Here is a 17,488-nt window from a genome sequence, read left to right as displayed (position 1 = left end):
CTAACCTGAGATCTGCATGCACGCAAATACACTTACTCGATATTGTGAATAATACTATGAAAGTCATACCATTAAGCGCATTTAGCGATAATTACATCTGGGTCATTCACTCTTCTAACTCCAACGCCGTAACAGTGGTCGACCCAGGCGATGCTAGCCCAGTTATTGACTATATCGAAGCCAACCAACTATCGCTTGAAACTATTTTAATCACACACCACCACAATGACCACATCGGTGGCGTAGAAACCTTAAAAAATCGCTATCAGTGTCAGGTTTTTGTCCCTAAGCGCGATAACCAATCGTTTTCTGATCGCGATTTGGTCGAAGGTGATAAGGTGTCTGTGCTTAATGATGAATACCAGTTTCGAGTGATAGAAGTTCCCGGCCACACCATGGGCCATATTGCCTTTTACGGCCATGGTGCCCTATTTTGCGGTGATACTTTGTTTAAAGCAGGCTGCGGCCGCATGTTTGAAGGCACACCTCCTGTGTTTCATGAATCGTTACAAAAACTGGCAGATTTACCAGCAGAAACAAAGGTTTATTGCGCTCATGAATATACTTTAGCCAACCTTAAGTTTGCTCAATCGGTCGAGCCGGACAACCCTGCTATCACAAAAGAAATAGAATACTCTCAGTCACTTAGGGACAAAAACCAACCGACGCTTCCTTCTACAATTGGACAAGAATTAGAGTTCAACCCGTTCCTCAGGTGCCACAAACGTAGCGTCCAAGAAACTGCTACAGAAGCCGCAAAAGAAAAAACTTTCTCCGATCCGGTACGAACTTTTGCTACAATCCGTCGACTAAAAGATAATTTTTAAACAATAATTACTTATGAAGCGCATTGCCATTTTATCGCTATTGGTGCTAAGTGCCTGTAGCAGCTTACAAAAAAAATCTGATGACGATATAGCTGATAACAAACCATCAAGCCGTAGTGAGCCATTACCAACGCCTGATATTGCTCAAGATGAGCTCTCTCCCGAAGTGGAGTTGGTCACAAAAGATTTAACGCCACCTCAGCCAATTAACTTATGGGATGAGCTTGCTAAGAATCAATCGTTGACGCATATCACCAATTCACGCGTACAATCGCACCAAAAACGGTTTTTGCGTCGTACAGACCACCTTGTGGACCGCGCTAATAAAGCGGCTCCTTACCTACACTACATCATCACAGAGCTTGAAAAGCGCAATATGCCGGTCGAGCTAGCGTTCACTCCAATGGTCGAGAGCAATTTCGACCCACTGGCGCATTCAGTAGTACAGGCAGCAGGATTGTGGCAATTTATGCCTCGCACAGCCAAAGGCTTCGGTCTAAAGATTGATCAATGGTATGACGGTCGCCGTGATGTGGTGGCCTCGACGCATGCCGCACTCGACTACTACGAATACCTCAATAAGCTGTTTGATGGTGATTGGTTACTAACCGTCGCGGCCTATAACGTGGGACAAGGTAACGTCCTAAAAGCCATGAAACGCAACCGCCGCCAAGGCAAACCGACCGATTACTGGTCACTAAGCCTACCACGCGAAACCATGCGTCATGTGCCGAAGTGGATAGCTTTATCGAACATCTTTTTGAATGCCAAGGACTTCGGGGTTGATTTACCTTTTATCGAAAATACTCCTGCTTTCCGCGAAGTCACGATTGAAGCCCCAGCAAACCTGATGGAGTTAGCGAAAATCGCCAACATCGATAAAAACGTCTTTTATCGATTAAATCCAGCCTACAATAAGCTCTTTATCCCTGAGGAACATGGTCAAGCTAAGATTTTGGTACCGACTAAAAACGTTCAGTTGTTCCAAAAAGGCATTATGGAGATTGAGCCGGGCAAAGCGCTTGGCTTACTGACTTATACGGTCAAGTCAGGCGACAACTTGAGTACCATTGCCAAAAAGCACAACACCTCAGTGTCTTATTTAAAAAATCTTAACAAGTTAAAGTCAGACTTTTTAAAGATCGGCCAAGTGCTAAAAATGCCAGGGTTCGCCAATGCTTCAGAACACGAACTTAAGTTCATGGCAACCTTGGATAAAAACCGTCAGCGCCGTCGATATCAAACCTATCGCGTTCGTAGTGGCGACAACTTATGGAGTATTGGCAAGCGTTTCGGTGTAAGCTCAGCACAAATAGCTCGCTGGAATAATATCAATAGAAACAGCACTTTACGTGTGGGGCAGCGCTTAAAAGTATGGCCTAAGCGCTACTCTCAGTTTGCATCGGCTAAAACCTCATATACGGTAAAAAGTGGTGACTCACTATCGGCCATTGCACGAAAATTTAAAGTTAAAGTGAGTGATATCACTAAATGGAATCGCTTGAGCAAGCGCAGCATTATTCGCCCAGGACAAACCCTAACAATTTATCAATAAGCGTTACACGATACTCTTTATAAAAAAGGGGTTTATAAAAAAGCGTTTACAAAAAAGGGCCCTAGCGGCCCTTTTCTTTTTCCTGTATTCCGCTAAACAATCAAACGGGACACAAACTAACGTCCAGAAACTAGCTTCTAAACAACACTTTTTCTTTCTTGAAGAATTGTGTGGTGAAGTACAGTAAGGCTCCAGCAATCACTACTGTTGAGCCCAGAAGCACCATGATCATGGTGTAATCAACCGTACCTTTAACCAAGTCTTTCATTGCTAAAGCCACGTTAGTAATAGGAATCATCGCGGTTTTAACATCAAGCTCCATACCGGGAACAAATGCAACGATAACTGGCATAAAACCAAGCATGAATATCGGCGACATGTAGGCTTGCGCTTCTTTCATGTTTTTAGCATAGATCGAAGCACTTAACATGATCGATGCGAAGATACTGGTTAACGGCACCAGCAGTACAGCCACTAACAACAGATCCAGTCCAGAAATATTAGACAAGAAGTCGAGGCCGCCCATCTTGCCACCCATGGTGAAAATATAGGTCCATATGAAGTAACTGAGTAGCGTCACAATGACCGTGAAAAAGCTCGCTGTAAAAATCACCCCAAACTTAGCCATGACAATCTTACCTTTCGTCATTGGCGTTAATAGTAAGGTTTCTAATGTACCGCGCTCCTTTTCACCAACACCAAGCTCTAACGCTGGATACATAGCACCAGAGACCGCCAGTGCAATCAAAATGTAAGCAATTAGAGGCCCAGCAAACTCACCCATACGTTCACGTTCTGAGGCAAAATTCTGGTTCTCTACAGCGATAGGTTTATTGAAAGCCTTAATATTGTCCGTGGACAAATTAAAACGCGCACCGAGCGCCAAACGCTCAGTGTTGTTATACGCTTCAATAATGTCTTTTACACGTTTACTAGAAATATTATCGAGCTTGGAAGAACCTTTATAGTAAAGATTAATCACTTCTTGTTTACGGCTGTTTGACGGCAGCGATGTACCCTCTGGAATTTCGATGATGAAATCAACGTTATCTTCCAAGATTTCAGCTTTGTAATCATCACTTTCAATAGTTACTTTCTTGAAGTGTTTTTCAGCTGTAAACAACGTCGACAAGCCTTCAAACGCGCTAGCATTCACAAATGCCACTTTAAGTTCTTTGGTCTCAGCTTCTTCTGTTTTACTTTGCGTAAACTTACCAATACCGAAAAACAGCACAGGGAAGATAATGGTTGGTAATAAAATCGAAAAAATTAACGTTTTTTTGTCGCGTAAAATTTCCAATAATTCTTTTTTATAAACTAACCACATATTAAGCCACCTCTTCCTTTTTATTCACATTATTCAAGAAGGCATCGTATAAGTTGCCGGACGCTGTTTGCGCTGCGAACTCTTGCGTACTTCCGAAGAACTTGGTTTCACCCAAATCAATCAAGCAAACGTCGTCACACAAACGTTCTACTTCATGCAGGTGATGCGTTGAGAAGATCACCGACATTTCGGTTTCCTTGTAACTCTCGATAAAGTCGAGAACCGTTTTAGCTGAAATTACGTCTAAACCAGTGGTTGGCTCATCAAACACTAAAACTTTTGGATCATGGATCACTGCGCGTGCGATTGAAGCACGCTGCATCATACCTGTTGATAAATCATCGGCGCGCTTGCCAGCAAAGGTGTGCATGTCCAGCATGCTGAAAATCTTATCAATGCGCTCATCCATCACTTGTTTGGACAAACCATGCATACGGCCAAAATACTCAACGTTCTCACGAACGGTAAGGCGATGATATAAACCCGTTTTCCCGGACAAAAAACCGATAAGCTTTTGTGCGTAACGCGGCTCTTTGGTCACATCATGACCATTGATTAAGATTTCACCTTGAGTTGGCTCTAATGCTGTCGATAACATGCGAAGCGTGGTCGTTTTACCGGCACCGTTAGGTCCTAATAGGCCTAAAACTTTGCCTTTATCGCAGCTAAAGCTGACGTCTCTCACCGCATGAAAAACACCATCACCTTCACGTGGGTCAGTCGCCACCTTATTTTTTTTCTTCTTTGCTTCTTTTTTGTCATAAGCAAAGCTTTTTGCCAAGCCTTTGATTTCTATCATGATTTATCGTTCCCCTATTTCTTCTTTTCAATTGCATCGTCACTTTTATCAGCTTTACCAGCCGAGGCAGTTTTAACTAAACCTACGACTTTGTGGTAAACCGACTTCCGTATCTGCCCCAACTTTGGCTTATCATCCTGACCAAAAGGTATGGGGCGACACAAATGCATCGTCTGTAAGCCCATTCGAGCGATTAACACCCCAACACCTATGCCTTGGGCTGCTTTAGCAGAGATCGTTGCTGTCAGGCTCTTACCTAGTAACTCTACGCCAGCATCAGCAACAAGTTCGCTGGCACCGGCCAACATCATATTCTTAAATACTCTTTTCGTCATCTCAAATCTACCCAAAGCTGTTTGTGGGCAACCATAAAGCTGAGATAACTGTTCAATCATTTTGCTACTGCGCCACGCAACCAGCGCCATGTCCGCTGCAGCTAGAGGGCTCAAGGCAACCATCGCGGCGGCTTCTGATGCATGCTTAGTCACAACATCCAATGCCATCTTATCCAGCCCCTGAAGAACTGAACTAGAATAAATGTGTATTAACTCCTGATCGTTGTGCACCTGTTGCTTCTTTTGCTCATACGAAGTTTTGAGCGCCTCTATGCGAACATACTGTTCAACTTCGTCTGTTACTGAGGCGATGAGTTGGTTAGCTTGACCGTAAGACTTACCCTTAAGCAACTGCTCAAATTGTTGCTGTTGTGTCTGTCTATGCTTAAATCGGCGCCTAGCTTTCCAGCCTTTAAATAAACTGTAGCCTCCGCTGATGACTACAATACCCGCTAACAAGCCGACACCAGAACCCAGCAACCAGTTTTCCTGTAGCAAGCCAGTCACAAACTGATAAGCTTCATATCCAGCCGCAGTGATAATAAAAGCTGACAATGATGGCCAGAACAAGCGTTTGTACCATGGCTTTTTTCTATCACTCAAAAGCTGTATTTCTGAGGCTTTGGTAGTGGCTAGAGACTGACCTTGGAACCCATCATCACTCGCTCGCGAGCTTGTTACAGCTTCATTGACAAGCTTTTCCGCGGCTTGATGTGCTTTATCTTTACTGTAAAACTTGACTGGCTTGTCGCTCATAAAAATTTATCTCCGAGCAAAAACTGAATAACCTTATCCATTCGTATCTGTGGCAATGGTTCATCAGGCGTTAGGTTTGGCAGTGCAAAAGCTGAAAAATCAATCTCTAATTCGTCCCAGTGCTGACGTGATAATGGTTTGTCAGGCACAATGCCTGGATAGTGGAGCACAGACTCTCCTGTCCGCTCTTCTTTTCCCTTTACGCATAGTAGTTTCTTGCCCGCATGCTCTGTCGCTACCGCTTCAGAAGTCGCTATGGCGCTTATTGCCATAGTTTCAACTTCCACTCCTTCATAGCCCACATTGTTTTTTGCTTGGGCAACCATCTTTTGCATAAATGACTCAAGCGCAGCATGCTGATCCGGAGGCACCAAATCCGCTTTCGTACTGGCTATCATTAGTTTATCAATCGATGGTGCAAAAAGACGTTTCAACCAGTGCGCGCGACCATAACTAAACCCTTCTAACAACTTTTCTATCGTAAGCTTTAAATCTTGGTAGGCTTCATAGCCTGATTCCAAAACTGTGCATGTATCAATTAGAACAATTTGACGATCGACTCTTGAAAAATACTCATTGAAAAAAGGTTTAATCACATTATCTTTATAATAATCAAAGCGTTTTTCTAATGTTCTCAGCAAAGAATTTTCTTCGAACTGCTCCCAGTCCAGCGACAAAACATCGTCATTAAGCACAGGAAAAAAATCAAGCGTCGGCGCACCCTTAAGCTCACCTGGCATGATAAATCGCCCAGGTAAAGCTAGGCCATAATCATTATAATCAGCTCGGTAGTCTAGTAACGCTGCTTTATACTCAGTAGATAATCGAGCAACTGACTCAGACAGTTCTACTTCATCTTGATGCTGAGATTGATAGTTTTGATTTGAGATTGTTGACGCAATCTTTTGAGTATACTCTTGTCGTCGCTCGCTTTTGAGATAGTCCCTACAAGCTTTAGACCAATCCTTAAAGCTCATATGGAGAAGTGGCAGGTCAAGTAACCACTCTCCAGGGTAATCAACAATATCAATGGTAACCGTACTCTGAGCCTGAATTTTCTTTAACCAAGAGTGTTTTACATTGAATCGGCACTTGAGTTGGGCCTGAGACACACCATTGGTCGATAAAGGCCATTTAGCGGTCTCGTTAGTTAGGCGCTTAATAGCACCAGAGTAATCAAAGCCAGGGATGTGCAATTCATTATGCTGAGAAAGCTTACTGCCTCTTAATCGGTTTTCAGAGTCCGCTTGAAAAAAAGTTAATTGCGATGTTAATGGAGCATGCAGTAATTGATTGATAAAAGAAGTAATAAACGCAGTTTTGCCCGAGTGGCTTAAGCCAGTAACTGCAACCCGAACATTGCGATCTAAACTCCGATCGACAATATCACTAGATTTTTTTGCTATTTTATTTAACCAATCCATACTAACCCCGAAACATTAACAATTAAGTATAGATCAATACCGTCAGCCAAAATATTAATAAACGTAATAAATTATTAATGGTTAGTTGCCAAAGAGCCCTATAGGCAAAAAAAAAGCACTACATGCGTAGTGCTTTTAATTAATAAGATAAATTTCTTATTATTCGCCACCATCTGGAGATGGTGAATCGTCTTGCAATTCCATAGCTGCAATTGACTCTTTCATTTTCTTAAGATCGCTTATGTATTTAATGTATGCATTTGCATTTCGTGCGACCTTTGGGAACTTTGCAGCTTGTTTCATTGTTTCTACAGCCGCGGTCTCACGACCTAAACGGAACTGTGAAACACCAAGGTTCATATACGCATAACCCAAATCACCATCACGTAAATTACCTTTGCGAATCGCAGATTGGTACTTTTTCACCGCATTTTCGTAATCATCTCGATCTTGGTACATGATAGCGACCTTATAGTCGTATTTACCTGACGAGGTGAAAGATGATGCTTTGTCGTACGCTTTTACAGCATTTTCTAAATCTTTCGCATAGAAGAAGTTGTCAGCTACACGCTTCCAATTATCTTCATTAGACTCCACTACACCTTTTTCAATGCCTTCTTGTAAACGCTCAGCAGCAAGGCGTGGCGTTTTATTGTTTGCAAAAAGTGCAGACAGCTGTTTGTAGTTCGTTTCGCTTGTCCAGATGCCATTCATACGCGCTAGTTCAGCTAGAGCCAACATATCCGCTTGCTTACCGCGACGGCTGTAAACTGCGAACAAGTTGTTATAGACCGACTTTTCAGCAGGATAAAGCTCAACCATTTCTTCACCAATGACCTCTGCTCCAGCATTATCATTAAGCTTAATATGGGCACCAAACATCATGCTATATAACGGTTTTTTTGAACTTGAGTTCATCTGCAACGCTATATATGCAGGGCAAATTGAACCTCTGTAATCACCACTGTTGTACTTTAAGCTCGCGTATGAAGCGTAGGCATTTGCCGGTGGCTTAATGACGTCTTGAAAGTACTTATCCATCCAGTTGATTGCTTCAGAAAAGTTCTCTTCAATCGAGTACGTTTGGGCAATAATTCGACGCATTTGAACAATATCTTGCTGTCTTAGAAAACCACTTTCGATGGCTTTTAAGAAAGAACTTCGCGCAGCTCTATAGTTCTCTGTAGCTTGATAATTAACACCCAAAAGTTGATGCGCACGGCCTACGGCAACTTTGTCGCTAGAGTTAGCAATTAAGTCTTTTAATATAGTGATAGACTCATTGTATTTACCGTCAGCATATGCTTCGTTACCAGCGGTAATTTTTTTGAAAGCTGACTCAGAAGAAATAGTGCCTACGCCCTTACCTTCTTCGTACTTACCTTCTGTAGGAGCTAATGGCTTACAAGAGCTAGTATATTTTGTTTGAGGTAACGCCATAGCGCTACCCGCAAATAATAAACCAGCCGCTCCAAATACTAATGATAATTTTTTCATACTCACCACACTGTTATTACTCATCTAGCTGGAATTCCATTTTGTAACGCATGTTACGCTGTGGAATGGGCTGACCATTTACAATTCTCGGCTTAAACTTCCACTTACGGATAGCGCGCATAGCATTTCTTCTAAAGACTCCTCGAGGACTTTCATCTTCTACAGAGATATTTGAAGGAGTGCCGTCAGGCCCGATGTCCATTGTGAACAGTACATAGCCTTGAATACCCTTCAGCTGAGCTTGAACCGGGTATTGAGCTTGTGGTTGATACACTGGAATAGCTTCACCATCGCCCATGCCAGAAAAGTCAGTTTGGCCTTGTCCTAAACCACCGATGTAAATACCAGTTCCATCCATCGACGCATCAATATTATCGATCTTGATGTCGACCAAAGCCGTTACAACTTTTTGCTGCTTTTGCTGCACTTGTTGCTGTGGCGGTGGTGGTTCTTTTGGTGGTGGTGGCTTTTTAGGTGGTCGACGCTCTTTGCGTTGCACCTGCTTGTCTTCCTCAACAAAAGCTACTTCGACTTTAATGTTTTCAACTTCTTTTTTCGTATCTTGGGACGAAATTAAGAAATTCATTAAAAGAAATAGCCCAACCACAATACCAAAGGCGAACAGTGCACTTAATAAAACTCTCAACATAGCTTACTGTACCTTGTCTGTAGCCACTGAGACTTTAGCGCCAGAACTTTTTGCAAAATCGATGACCTGTAACACAAGTCCGGCTTTTGCCTTTTGGTCTGCCTGGATGACGACCTCGCCTTCCAGGTTCTCAGTGCGCAATGATTGGATTTTTGCCTTAACTTCAGCTGGCTGAACAGTCGTTTTATCAATAGTAATCGTATTTTTTTCATCAATTGCGACAAAAATATACGCATTTTTACGCTCTTCAGCCGTCTGCGCTAATGGTTTGACAACATCAACGCCCGCTTGTTTCACAAAAACCGTTGTTACGATGAAGAAAATCAACATGATGAATACGATGTCGAGCATCGGAGTCATATCAATCTCTACATCTTCTTGTTTTCTTTTGTCTTGAATCGCCATCTAGTTTTCACCCAATAATTAATGGTGTGAAAGGTTATCGGCCAACTGGTGACTCTTCATGTAAGACGTTTGCTCTAAACGGCTACTGAAGAAAATACCAGATAATGCAGCAACCATTCCCGCCATCGTTGGAATTGTAGCTTTGAAGATACCACCCGCCATTTGGCGAGCACTACCCGAACCCTGACCAGACATACCATCAAATACATCGATCATACCAGTCACTGTGCCTAGTAGGCCTAGTAACGGACAGATTGCAATCAATGTTTTAATTAACAACATTCTTTGGTTCAAAGCTTCTCTAGCTATTGAGATCCAAGCATCACGAATTTGCTTCGCTCTCCATGATGTTTGGTCTTCTCTCGCGTTCCAACGTGCAATAATTGAACGTGCCTCTTTAGGATATTGACCATAAATGTACCAATAACGTTCAATTAAAAATGTCCACATCAGGAAGAGAACGAGTCCTATCCACCATAGGACCCATCCGCCTTTACCGATAAACTCTAATATCGTATAGATTAATTCCATAAGGAAATTCCTATGCGTTATTCTCGTCGTGTTGAGCCATTAAACCCGTGCTCTGTTCTTCCAAGACATGAATAATGCTTTTACTTTTACCAGCTACAACAGCGTGCAAGAAGGTTAATGGAATTGCTGCTAATAGACCCCAAACAGTAGTTACCAATGCTTGTGAGATACCATCAGCCATCAAACGTGGGTCACCTGTACCGTGTAGAGTAATCGATTGGAATACCTCAATCATACCAACAACAGTACCTAATAGACCTAGAAGCGGACCAAGTGCAGCAATTACCTTGATCAGGTTAATACCACGCTCAATCTTAGGTGTTTCTTTCAACACGGCTTCATCTAGTTTCAACTCTAGGTTTTCAACATCTTCATCTTTGTTCGCTAAGTAAACTTTCATTACGCGACCAAGAGGGTTGTTACCTGGAGTGCTTGATTTCTTTTGCGAAGCAACTTTAGGACCAGTAACCATGTACAGAGTGAATAGACGCTCTAATGCGATTAAAATACCAATCGCAAGCAGGATCATTACAGTCGAGCCAGCGAAGCCTTTAAATTTCCAAAGGCGATCTGGCAAGCTCATTTTTAACTTTTCTAACTGAAGAATACCGCCCTTAGTAGGGTCAATATACAAACCAGCATAACCCGAGTTCGCAGACTCGTAGTCTGATGCTAAGTTACGTACTTCTGCAGAAGGCTGAACTTGTAAAGTTTTGATCTGGCCTTTTTCAAAGATTAAGTAATCTTTGCCTGATAGAAGGTTGAAAGTACCGATACGCTCAACAGTTTGAGTTTCAGTACGACCAGCTTCGTTTACAACGTCCGCAGCAAAGCTCGCTGTGTTGCCTTGCTCAGAAAGCTCTTGAAGCATCAATACGTAAAAACCACGAAGGTCGTCCATTTTAGGAAGCTCTTCTGCTTCGATTAGCTTATTAAGCAATGAACCACGACCTGGGTATTGTGCACTAACCAGTGATGAAGAAATATCGCCAGACAAGCTGTTAGCTGCTTGACGTACAACACCGAACAACTCACCTAAGTTACCTTGCTTAATACGAAGGTCTTCGGCAATTTGCGTTAATTGCTTTTCGTTTTCATCAAACTCAGCTTTCAAACGCTCACTTTTCGCCTCTTCTTCAGCAAGACGTGCTTTAGCGTCAGCCAAAAGGCGGTCTTGTTGATTTTTTTGACGTTGGAATGTTTGAACGCGCTGGTTGTTAACCTGTTCTTGGATACGCTCTTTGTCTCTTACTTTTTTAAGTAAGTCAGCGTGCGACAAACTTTCAGCGGCATTAGATACTGCTGAAACACTGAACGCTAGGACGCCAGCTAGTGATAATGCTAAAACGTTTCTCATTGTGCTGCCTCCGTAACTGGGACTGGTACTTTAAATAGTTCTTGAGTTGCGACACCTTTGGCCATGTTGATTGCTTCATTTACAGAGTCTAAATACTCTTCTGGTAAATCAACCCACTGACCTGATGTTTTGTCCCAATAAGCACCACTCTTACCATCTACAGATAAGTATACGTACGACAAACGTCCAACACGTAAGAAATCTACGCTTAAGTCTTCACCATCTTTCTGGATGTTACCAGAGCTTGCAGATACAGCGTTACCGTACTGCATTTCGATTTGGTAAGCTTCTAAGATTTTACGGTATTTTTCAGAAACCGTAACGTTTGCATCGTCCATCAAAGCGTACAAATTTTGTACACGATCTTGACGCTGCTGAATATTGAATGGAATGTCTAACTGTACGAACTCATCAAGGGTTTTGATCATTTCGTCCATTAAAGGAAGAACACCCTTCTCAGTTTCATCAATCGTTTCCATTTCTTGGCTGCTCTCAGTAATTTGTTTTTCCTGAGATGCAATTTGACGCTCAAGTTGAGTGTTATAGATACGCAAGCTATCAACTTGTTGCAAAGTATTTCTGTACTCTAGCGCCAAGTCAGTGGTTTGCTCTGCTAGGCGATCTACAGTTACTTGTGTGCTCGCTGCTTTTTTATCAATTCGTTTCTCAGTAGTCATAGAAGAACTGAATTCGCCAGCAGCCATCGTGCTGCCCATCACAGCAGAGGCAAGAATGGCAACAGCCGTTTTCTTAAAAAGTACTTGTTTTTTCATAAACTTACCCAAATTTCTGTTCAGAAATCGTTTCATTAAAAAGTCGATGCTAAAGAAACTTAGTAGGTTCGAGACCAAAAATCAAGGAATTAAAGGTCTGAACTGTTAAAAGAGTCTCTTTAAACTTAAACTTTAACCAATTGGTGTTTCTCTGGTGAAAGAAATCAACTATAAAGGACAAGGACTGTAACGGTCAACAAAACATTACAGTTAATTTACATTTAGAAATGTTTTCAGATAACTTTTATTTATAGGGCGATGCAAAGATGTTCTTTACTCTAAAAAAGCATTGCAGAAGTGATTAAAAATTAATGCTTCCGCTCAGTTTGATATACTTTGGCGAGTCAAAAGTATAAGGCATCAATCCCTTCTCATTGAAGTCGTTGACAGTATTGTAAGCGCTATCTTGACCCAGCAAATTCACTAAATCAATGCGTATGACTAACCCCATATCCTGCCAACGCCCTTGATACTGAACCCCGATATCTAAAGTAGTGCTATCAAAGTCTAGACGACTTGATTCTTCACTCACTAGCGATACGATTTGGGGTGATTTCTGTTGATAGCTTTTATGTGTAAGCTGTGTATCTATTGACCATTCTGATGAAAAGTCGATTTGGCTGAAAAGAGAAATACCACTTTCTTTCAGTTCGCTAGCAATCGACTCAAAGCCTTCCAGCTGAAAAGGCTCCCAATCAAATGAATTATTATTTTGAAAAAGGGTACTGCCTACGGATAGCGTCTCACCCACTTGGCGAGTCAAACGGATCTCAATCCCATCGGACGCCTTATCAAAGCTTGGTGCTATGCCTAAATCTGAAAATAGATTAACGGCTTCTGGAAGACCATCTTTATTTAGGTCAAACCAATATTGCTGGTTAATAGGAGCCCCTGACTCGACGCTAAAAACACTGTTGTCAGCGCCTGACTGTTCTAGCTCTGACTTAGTATAACTAATACTTACCGCCCAGTTATCGTTTACATTTTGTTCAAAGCCCAAAGCCATGCCAGAACCCTCTGGGCCGACTTTGTTATAGTCGAGGAAATTATCTACTTTGATTGATACGGGAACACGACGATTCCCATAATTAATATAGAAAGTGGAGTCCCCGCTTTCAGGGCTGTAGGAAGCATTCAGCTGGTACTGCTCTTCTGAAAACATTGACGTTTGTGGCTGTTTAAGATCGAGCGAGAACTTCCAGAATCCTTGATTCTCATCCTCAAGCCCTATTGATAAGGCTTCTGAGTCTAAATAGTCAACATCAAACTCATTAGAATATAGTGGAACAGCGTAAGATGTATCTGCGTCAAAGGAGTACGGAGTCCAATCAGTTGCCGAATGATTCACTTGAGTAACTTGCTCTTGAGCAAAGGTAACGCCCGATATCGACATTAACACTAATGCAGCAGCTGTTTTGAACCGGTTACTAGATTTCATACTGTCACTCAAGTCACTTGGTCTCACCGCCGGTATCATTTTTAGTAACGGCAATGTTATTGGTATAGTTTGAGCAGTTCTGAAACGATGATTTTCGTATGACAGAACAGCCTGACACTCTTACTTTAGTATAGCAGTTTCCCTTGCCCTTTCAACTTGTTACGCTCGAAACTTAGCGCCTGTTCACAGCTTGTTACAAGTCATTACTGACCGCTGAAACAAAACCAAACTCATCCAAGTCTAGGCACTCGGCAATAAGCTTGTTATGATTGATAAATCTAACGAAAACAATGACCTGATGATAAATCGTAGTCTGAACAGAGACACCTATTGGCCAACGACGCTTTTAATGTCGTTAGCGGCCTTAATTTGCTGTTCTTGCACAAGCGACAACAGTCAAAATAAAAGAAGTCAAAAAGACTTGCTCGTTTACTGCTCAGAAGGCAGCCCGGATAGCTTCAATCCTCAACTTGTTACCTCCGGTACTTCCTACGACGCGACGGCGAATATTATTTATAACCAACTGGTTACTTATAAACCCGGCACTACCGAAATAGCCCCCTCGCTAGCAGAGTCATGGGAGATTAGCGCCGATGGGCTACGCTATACCTTTAATTTGAGGGATGATGTTCCATTTCATGGCAGTCAAATCTTTACCCCTAGTCGCACCTTAAATGCCGATGACGTTCTCTTCAGTTTTAATCGGCAGCGCCTCAGCGATCACCCCTATCACGGTATTTCAGGTGGCCGTTATCCATATTTTACAGCTCAAAGTATGGGGCAACTCATCAAAGACATTCGTAAGACTGGTGAGCACCAAGTTGAGTTCGTCCTAACTCGCCCAGAAAGTCCCTTCCTATCGATCTTAGCTACACCATTCGCTTCAATTTTATCGGCGGAGTACGCCAAGCAATTGAACCGGTTGCGTCAGCCAGAATGGATTGATAGCAAGCCGATAGGCACAGGCCCGTTCCGCTTCGAACGATACGAGCCCGATGCGTATATTCGTTACAAGCGGTTTGATGATTACTTCTCTGAAAATAAGCGCGTTAAAAACTTGGTTTTTGCCATTACGCCAGACGCCGCGATGCGCTTCGCTCGGTTCAGTGCTGGCGAGTGTGACGTCATGAGCTACCCGTTACCCGTCCACCTCCGCGTCGCTCAAAAGAATGACTTGGAAGTCGTACAAACCCCAGGGCTCAATGTGGCGTACTGGGCTTTCAATACTGAGAAACCTCCGTTTCATGATGCCAAGGTTCGACAGGCTTTGACCATGGCTGTCGATCGTGAGGCCATTCTACAGACGGTTTATGATCGCCAAGCGACACAAGCAACCAACCCCATTCCACCCTCATCCTGGGCCTATAACAACTCCATAAGTAAAGTCACTTACAGTAAACGTAAAGCAATGGAGTTGCTCAAAGAAGCGGGGTATGAAAATGGTTTTTCGATTGATATCTGGGCCATGCCGATTCAGCGAGCTTACAACCCAAACGCCAGGAAAATGGCTGAAATGATCCAACAAGATCTCGCGGACATTAATGTTGATGCACGTATCATTACCTATGAGTGGGGAACCTTTCTTTCAAGGCTCTCCCAAGGGCTGCATCACAGTGTCTTACTGGGCTGGAATGCCGATAACGCTGATCCAAATAACTTTTTCAGCCCGTTACTGAGCTGTAACTCGGCTATCAGTGGCAATAACTACGCGAAGTGGTGTAACAACCAGTTTGACGAATTAATACTAAAAGGTAGAACCTCTTCCGAACAAGATGAAAGGAAACAGTACTATTTAAAAGCACAAGAAATCTTTAAGCGGGAAGCACCATGGCTGACCATCGCCCACGCTAACAACAGTGTTTTAGTACAACCAGAAGTTTCGGGGATGATGGTATCCCCCATCGGCAATATTAATTTTGAGGGCGTGACACTCGAGCAACAAAGCGTTGATTCTGGTACACAAGGAGTAACGCCATAATGTTTGCCACTTTGCTCAAGCAACTAAGTACTTTAGTCATCAGTTTGCTGGGGCTAACGGTATTAACATTCATACTCAGCCTCCAGTCTGAAACTCCAGTTCACCAATTTCAAAGTGATCATGTCGTAGTGCAATACTTTGAATACTTGCAGTTCTTACTAAACGGTGACTGGGGTACATCGAGTATCCACAAACGTAGTGTTCTGAAAGATTTTCTGCAGCATTTCCCCGCCACTATTGAGTTAATCGTGTTTGCCATGGTCCTAGCAGTAACCGCTGGTCTAGGGTTGGGAATTCTCGCCTCAACACGCCGCGGCGGCTGGCTTGATAATACGTTAATGACCTCATCGCTTGTCGGCTACTCCATGCCTATCTTTTGGTGGGGTATGTTGTTGGTCTTATTATTTTCACTGACTCTGGGCTGGACTCCCGTGGCAGGACGTATCGACTTTGCTTATGACATAGAGCCTTATACTCGCTTCATGCTGATCGATACGCTATTGCATCATAATCAATATGGCTTTGCTGCTTTTCTGAATGCATTGCATCATCTGATCTTACCCGCCGTGACCTTAAGCACCATCCCCATGGCAATCGTCGCGCGCATGACGCGGTCATCCTTACTCGCCGTACTCAAGTCGGAATACATTCGAACGGCCCGCTCAAAAGGTATCAGTAAGCAAAGAATTATATGGGTCCATGCATTACGCAACGCTTTACAACCAATTTTGACCATTGGTGGCGTTCAGATCAGCATTATCATGTCAGGCGTCATCATTACAGAATACATTTTCGCTTGGCCAGGCATTGGTAAATGGCTCCTAGAAGCTGTTTCACGTCGAGACTTCGCGACTATCCAAGGCGGCGTTTTGGCATTGTCCATTATTGTTATTGCCTTTAACTTGGCTCTCGATTTTATTGGTATCTACCTTAATCCACGATTAAGGAGGCCGTCATGATAAAGCCTATGGTCACTAGTCAGCCTAAACCTTCATGGGTGATTTTCAGCCAAAATAAAGGCGCCATGATTGGCTTGGTTGTGCTACTGCTTATTCTTTTGATGGCTCTTATTGGCCCTTGGATAGCACCTTATGATCCAGCTCACCAATTTAACAGCAAGGTTTTAATCCCGCCTATTTGGGATAGCGCAGGCGATTTCCAGTACTTTCTTGGAACCGATGATTTGGGACGAGATATGCTCTCCCGCTTACTGTATGGGGCTCGACTGTCATTACAGTTAACTTTCGTAGTGGTACTCATCGCCGCATTGGTTGGGGTGATGATTGGCGCTGCAGCAGCTTTCATCAATCCAACGCTTCGCTCATTACTTATGCGAATCATGGATTTGTTACTGTCATTCCCTTCGTTACTTTTGGCGATTGCTATTGTCGCCATTATTGGTCCTGGGTTACCGAATGCTATATACGCAGTCATTATCGTGCTCATCCCGCAATTCGTACGCATCACCCAGTCGTCCATCTCTGAAGAGCTGAATAAAGATTACGTTATGGCTGCAAAACTTGATGGGGCGAAACGACTACGCTTACTGACCCATCATGTCTGGCCCAATATAGTCCCAGCCCTTATTGTCCAATTAACCTTCAGTTTTTCAACGGCACTTCTCGATATTGCAGCTTTGGGCTTTTTGGGCCTAGGCGCTCAGCCACCAATGGCAGAATGGGGTACCATGCTTTCTGAGTCTAGAGCCTTTATTCAATTCGCACCTTGGACCATGACGCTACCCGGTCTTGCGATATTCATGACCGTCCTTTCAATCAACTTAGTCGGTGATGGTGTCCGTGACGCACTCGACCCAAGACTTAATCGCTGAGGCTAA

16 protein-coding genes are annotated in these 17,488 nt (G+C 43.1%); 5 read left to right on the top strand and 11 right to left on the bottom strand.

The genetic code is table 11. The features are described from left to right. Positions 1-56: 56 nt before the first annotated feature. Entirely contained in the window at positions 57-827 is a 771-nt protein-coding gene (gene gloB / locus KFK88_RS04770) for a hydroxyacylglutathione hydrolase (protein WP_223577506.1), read from the top strand. Positions 828-840: 13 nt separating this feature from the next. After that, the gene (locus KFK88_RS04765; protein WP_223577505.1) at positions 841-2,382 is read left to right on the top strand and encodes a lytic transglycosylase; all 1,542 of its coding nucleotides are present in this window, start codon (positions 841-843) and stop codon (positions 2,380-2,382) included. Between the two features lie 130 nt (positions 2,383-2,512). Here KFK88_RS04765 and KFK88_RS04760 read toward each other — a convergent pair whose 3' ends face one another. The 11 genes from KFK88_RS04760 to KFK88_RS04710 form a co-directional block, all read right to left on the bottom strand. Then, positions 2,513-3,709, bottom strand: coding sequence for an ABC transporter permease (locus KFK88_RS04760; RefSeq protein ID WP_223577504.1), 1,197 nt, complete (start codon positions 3,707-3,709; stop codon positions 2,513-2,515). Position 3,710: 1 nt separating this feature from the next. Next, positions 3,711-4,508 (bottom strand): ABC transporter ATP-binding protein, encoded by a 798-nt coding sequence (locus KFK88_RS04755; RefSeq protein ID WP_223577503.1) that lies wholly within the window; start codon positions 4,506-4,508, stop codon positions 3,711-3,713. A 14-nt stretch (positions 4,509-4,522) separates the two neighbouring features. Then, on the bottom strand, positions 4,523-5,599 hold the full coding sequence (locus KFK88_RS04750; RefSeq protein ID WP_223577502.1) for a YcjF family protein: 1,077 nt from the start codon (positions 5,597-5,599) through the stop codon (positions 4,523-4,525). Continuing rightward, positions 5,596-7,023 (bottom strand): YcjX family GTP-binding protein, encoded by a 1,428-nt coding sequence (locus KFK88_RS04745; RefSeq protein ID WP_223577501.1) that lies wholly within the window; start codon positions 7,021-7,023, stop codon positions 5,596-5,598. Before KFK88_RS04745 ends, KFK88_RS04750 begins: the two co-directional genes overlap by 4 nt. Before the next feature lie 159 nt (positions 7,024-7,182). Continuing rightward, entirely contained in the window at positions 7,183-8,544 is a 1,362-nt protein-coding gene (locus KFK88_RS04740; RefSeq protein WP_223577500.1) for a tetratricopeptide repeat protein, read from the bottom strand. Next, positions 8,537-9,169 carry an energy transducer TonB gene (locus tag KFK88_RS04735; RefSeq protein ID WP_223577499.1) on the bottom strand — a complete coding sequence of 211 codons (633 nt, stop codon included), beginning with the start codon at positions 9,167-9,169 and terminating at the stop codon, positions 8,537-8,539. The genes KFK88_RS04740 and KFK88_RS04735 overlap by 8 nt, the downstream gene beginning before the upstream one ends. A 3-nt stretch (positions 9,170-9,172) precedes the next feature. Continuing rightward, positions 9,173-9,574 (bottom strand): ExbD/TolR family protein, encoded by a 402-nt coding sequence (locus KFK88_RS04730; RefSeq protein ID WP_223577498.1) that lies wholly within the window; start codon positions 9,572-9,574, stop codon positions 9,173-9,175. Positions 9,575-9,592: 18 nt separating this feature from the next. Beyond that, positions 9,593-10,105, bottom strand: coding sequence for a MotA/TolQ/ExbB proton channel family protein (locus tag KFK88_RS04725; protein ID WP_223577497.1), 513 nt, complete (start codon positions 10,103-10,105; stop codon positions 9,593-9,595). A gap of 10 nt (positions 10,106-10,115) precedes the next feature. Then, positions 10,116-11,462, bottom strand: a complete 1,347-nt coding sequence (locus KFK88_RS04720) for a MotA/TolQ/ExbB proton channel family protein (RefSeq protein WP_223577496.1) — start codon at positions 11,460-11,462, stop codon at positions 10,116-10,118. Next, positions 11,459-12,235 carry a DUF3450 domain-containing protein gene (locus KFK88_RS04715; RefSeq protein WP_223577495.1) on the bottom strand — a complete coding sequence of 259 codons (777 nt, stop codon included), beginning with the start codon at positions 12,233-12,235 and terminating at the stop codon, positions 11,459-11,461. Before KFK88_RS04715 ends, KFK88_RS04720 begins: the two co-directional genes overlap by 4 nt. A 301-nt stretch (positions 12,236-12,536) precedes the next feature. Then, positions 12,537-13,673, bottom strand: a complete 1,137-nt coding sequence (locus KFK88_RS04710; RefSeq protein ID WP_223577494.1) for a hypothetical protein — start codon at positions 13,671-13,673, stop codon at positions 12,537-12,539. Between the two features lie 265 nt (positions 13,674-13,938). On the opposite strand from KFK88_RS04710, the gene KFK88_RS04705 reads away from it, so the two are divergent. From KFK88_RS04705 to KFK88_RS04695, 3 genes are read left to right on the top strand one after another with little or no spacing between them, the layout of a single operon-like run. Further along, positions 13,939-15,651 carry an ABC transporter substrate-binding protein gene (locus KFK88_RS04705; RefSeq protein ID WP_223577493.1) on the top strand — a complete coding sequence of 571 codons (1,713 nt, stop codon included), beginning with the start codon at positions 13,939-13,941 and terminating at the stop codon, positions 15,649-15,651. Beyond that, positions 15,651-16,610, top strand: coding sequence for an ABC transporter permease (locus KFK88_RS04700; protein ID WP_223577492.1), 960 nt, complete (start codon positions 15,651-15,653; stop codon positions 16,608-16,610). The genes KFK88_RS04705 and KFK88_RS04700 overlap by 1 nt, the downstream gene beginning before the upstream one ends. Next, complete coding sequence (locus KFK88_RS04695) at positions 16,607-17,482, top strand: ABC transporter permease subunit (RefSeq protein WP_223577491.1); 876 nt, start codon at positions 16,607-16,609, stop codon at positions 17,480-17,482. The genes KFK88_RS04700 and KFK88_RS04695 overlap by 4 nt, the downstream gene beginning before the upstream one ends. Positions 17,483-17,488 lie beyond the last annotated feature (6 nt).

Origin of the sequence: Kangiella taiwanensis (assembly GCF_020005165.1) — a bacterium.
In the GTDB taxonomy this organism is placed as follows: domain Bacteria; phylum Pseudomonadota; class Gammaproteobacteria; order Enterobacterales; family Kangiellaceae; genus Kangiella; species Kangiella taiwanensis.
This window is presented reverse-complemented; position numbering and strand designations above follow the sequence as displayed.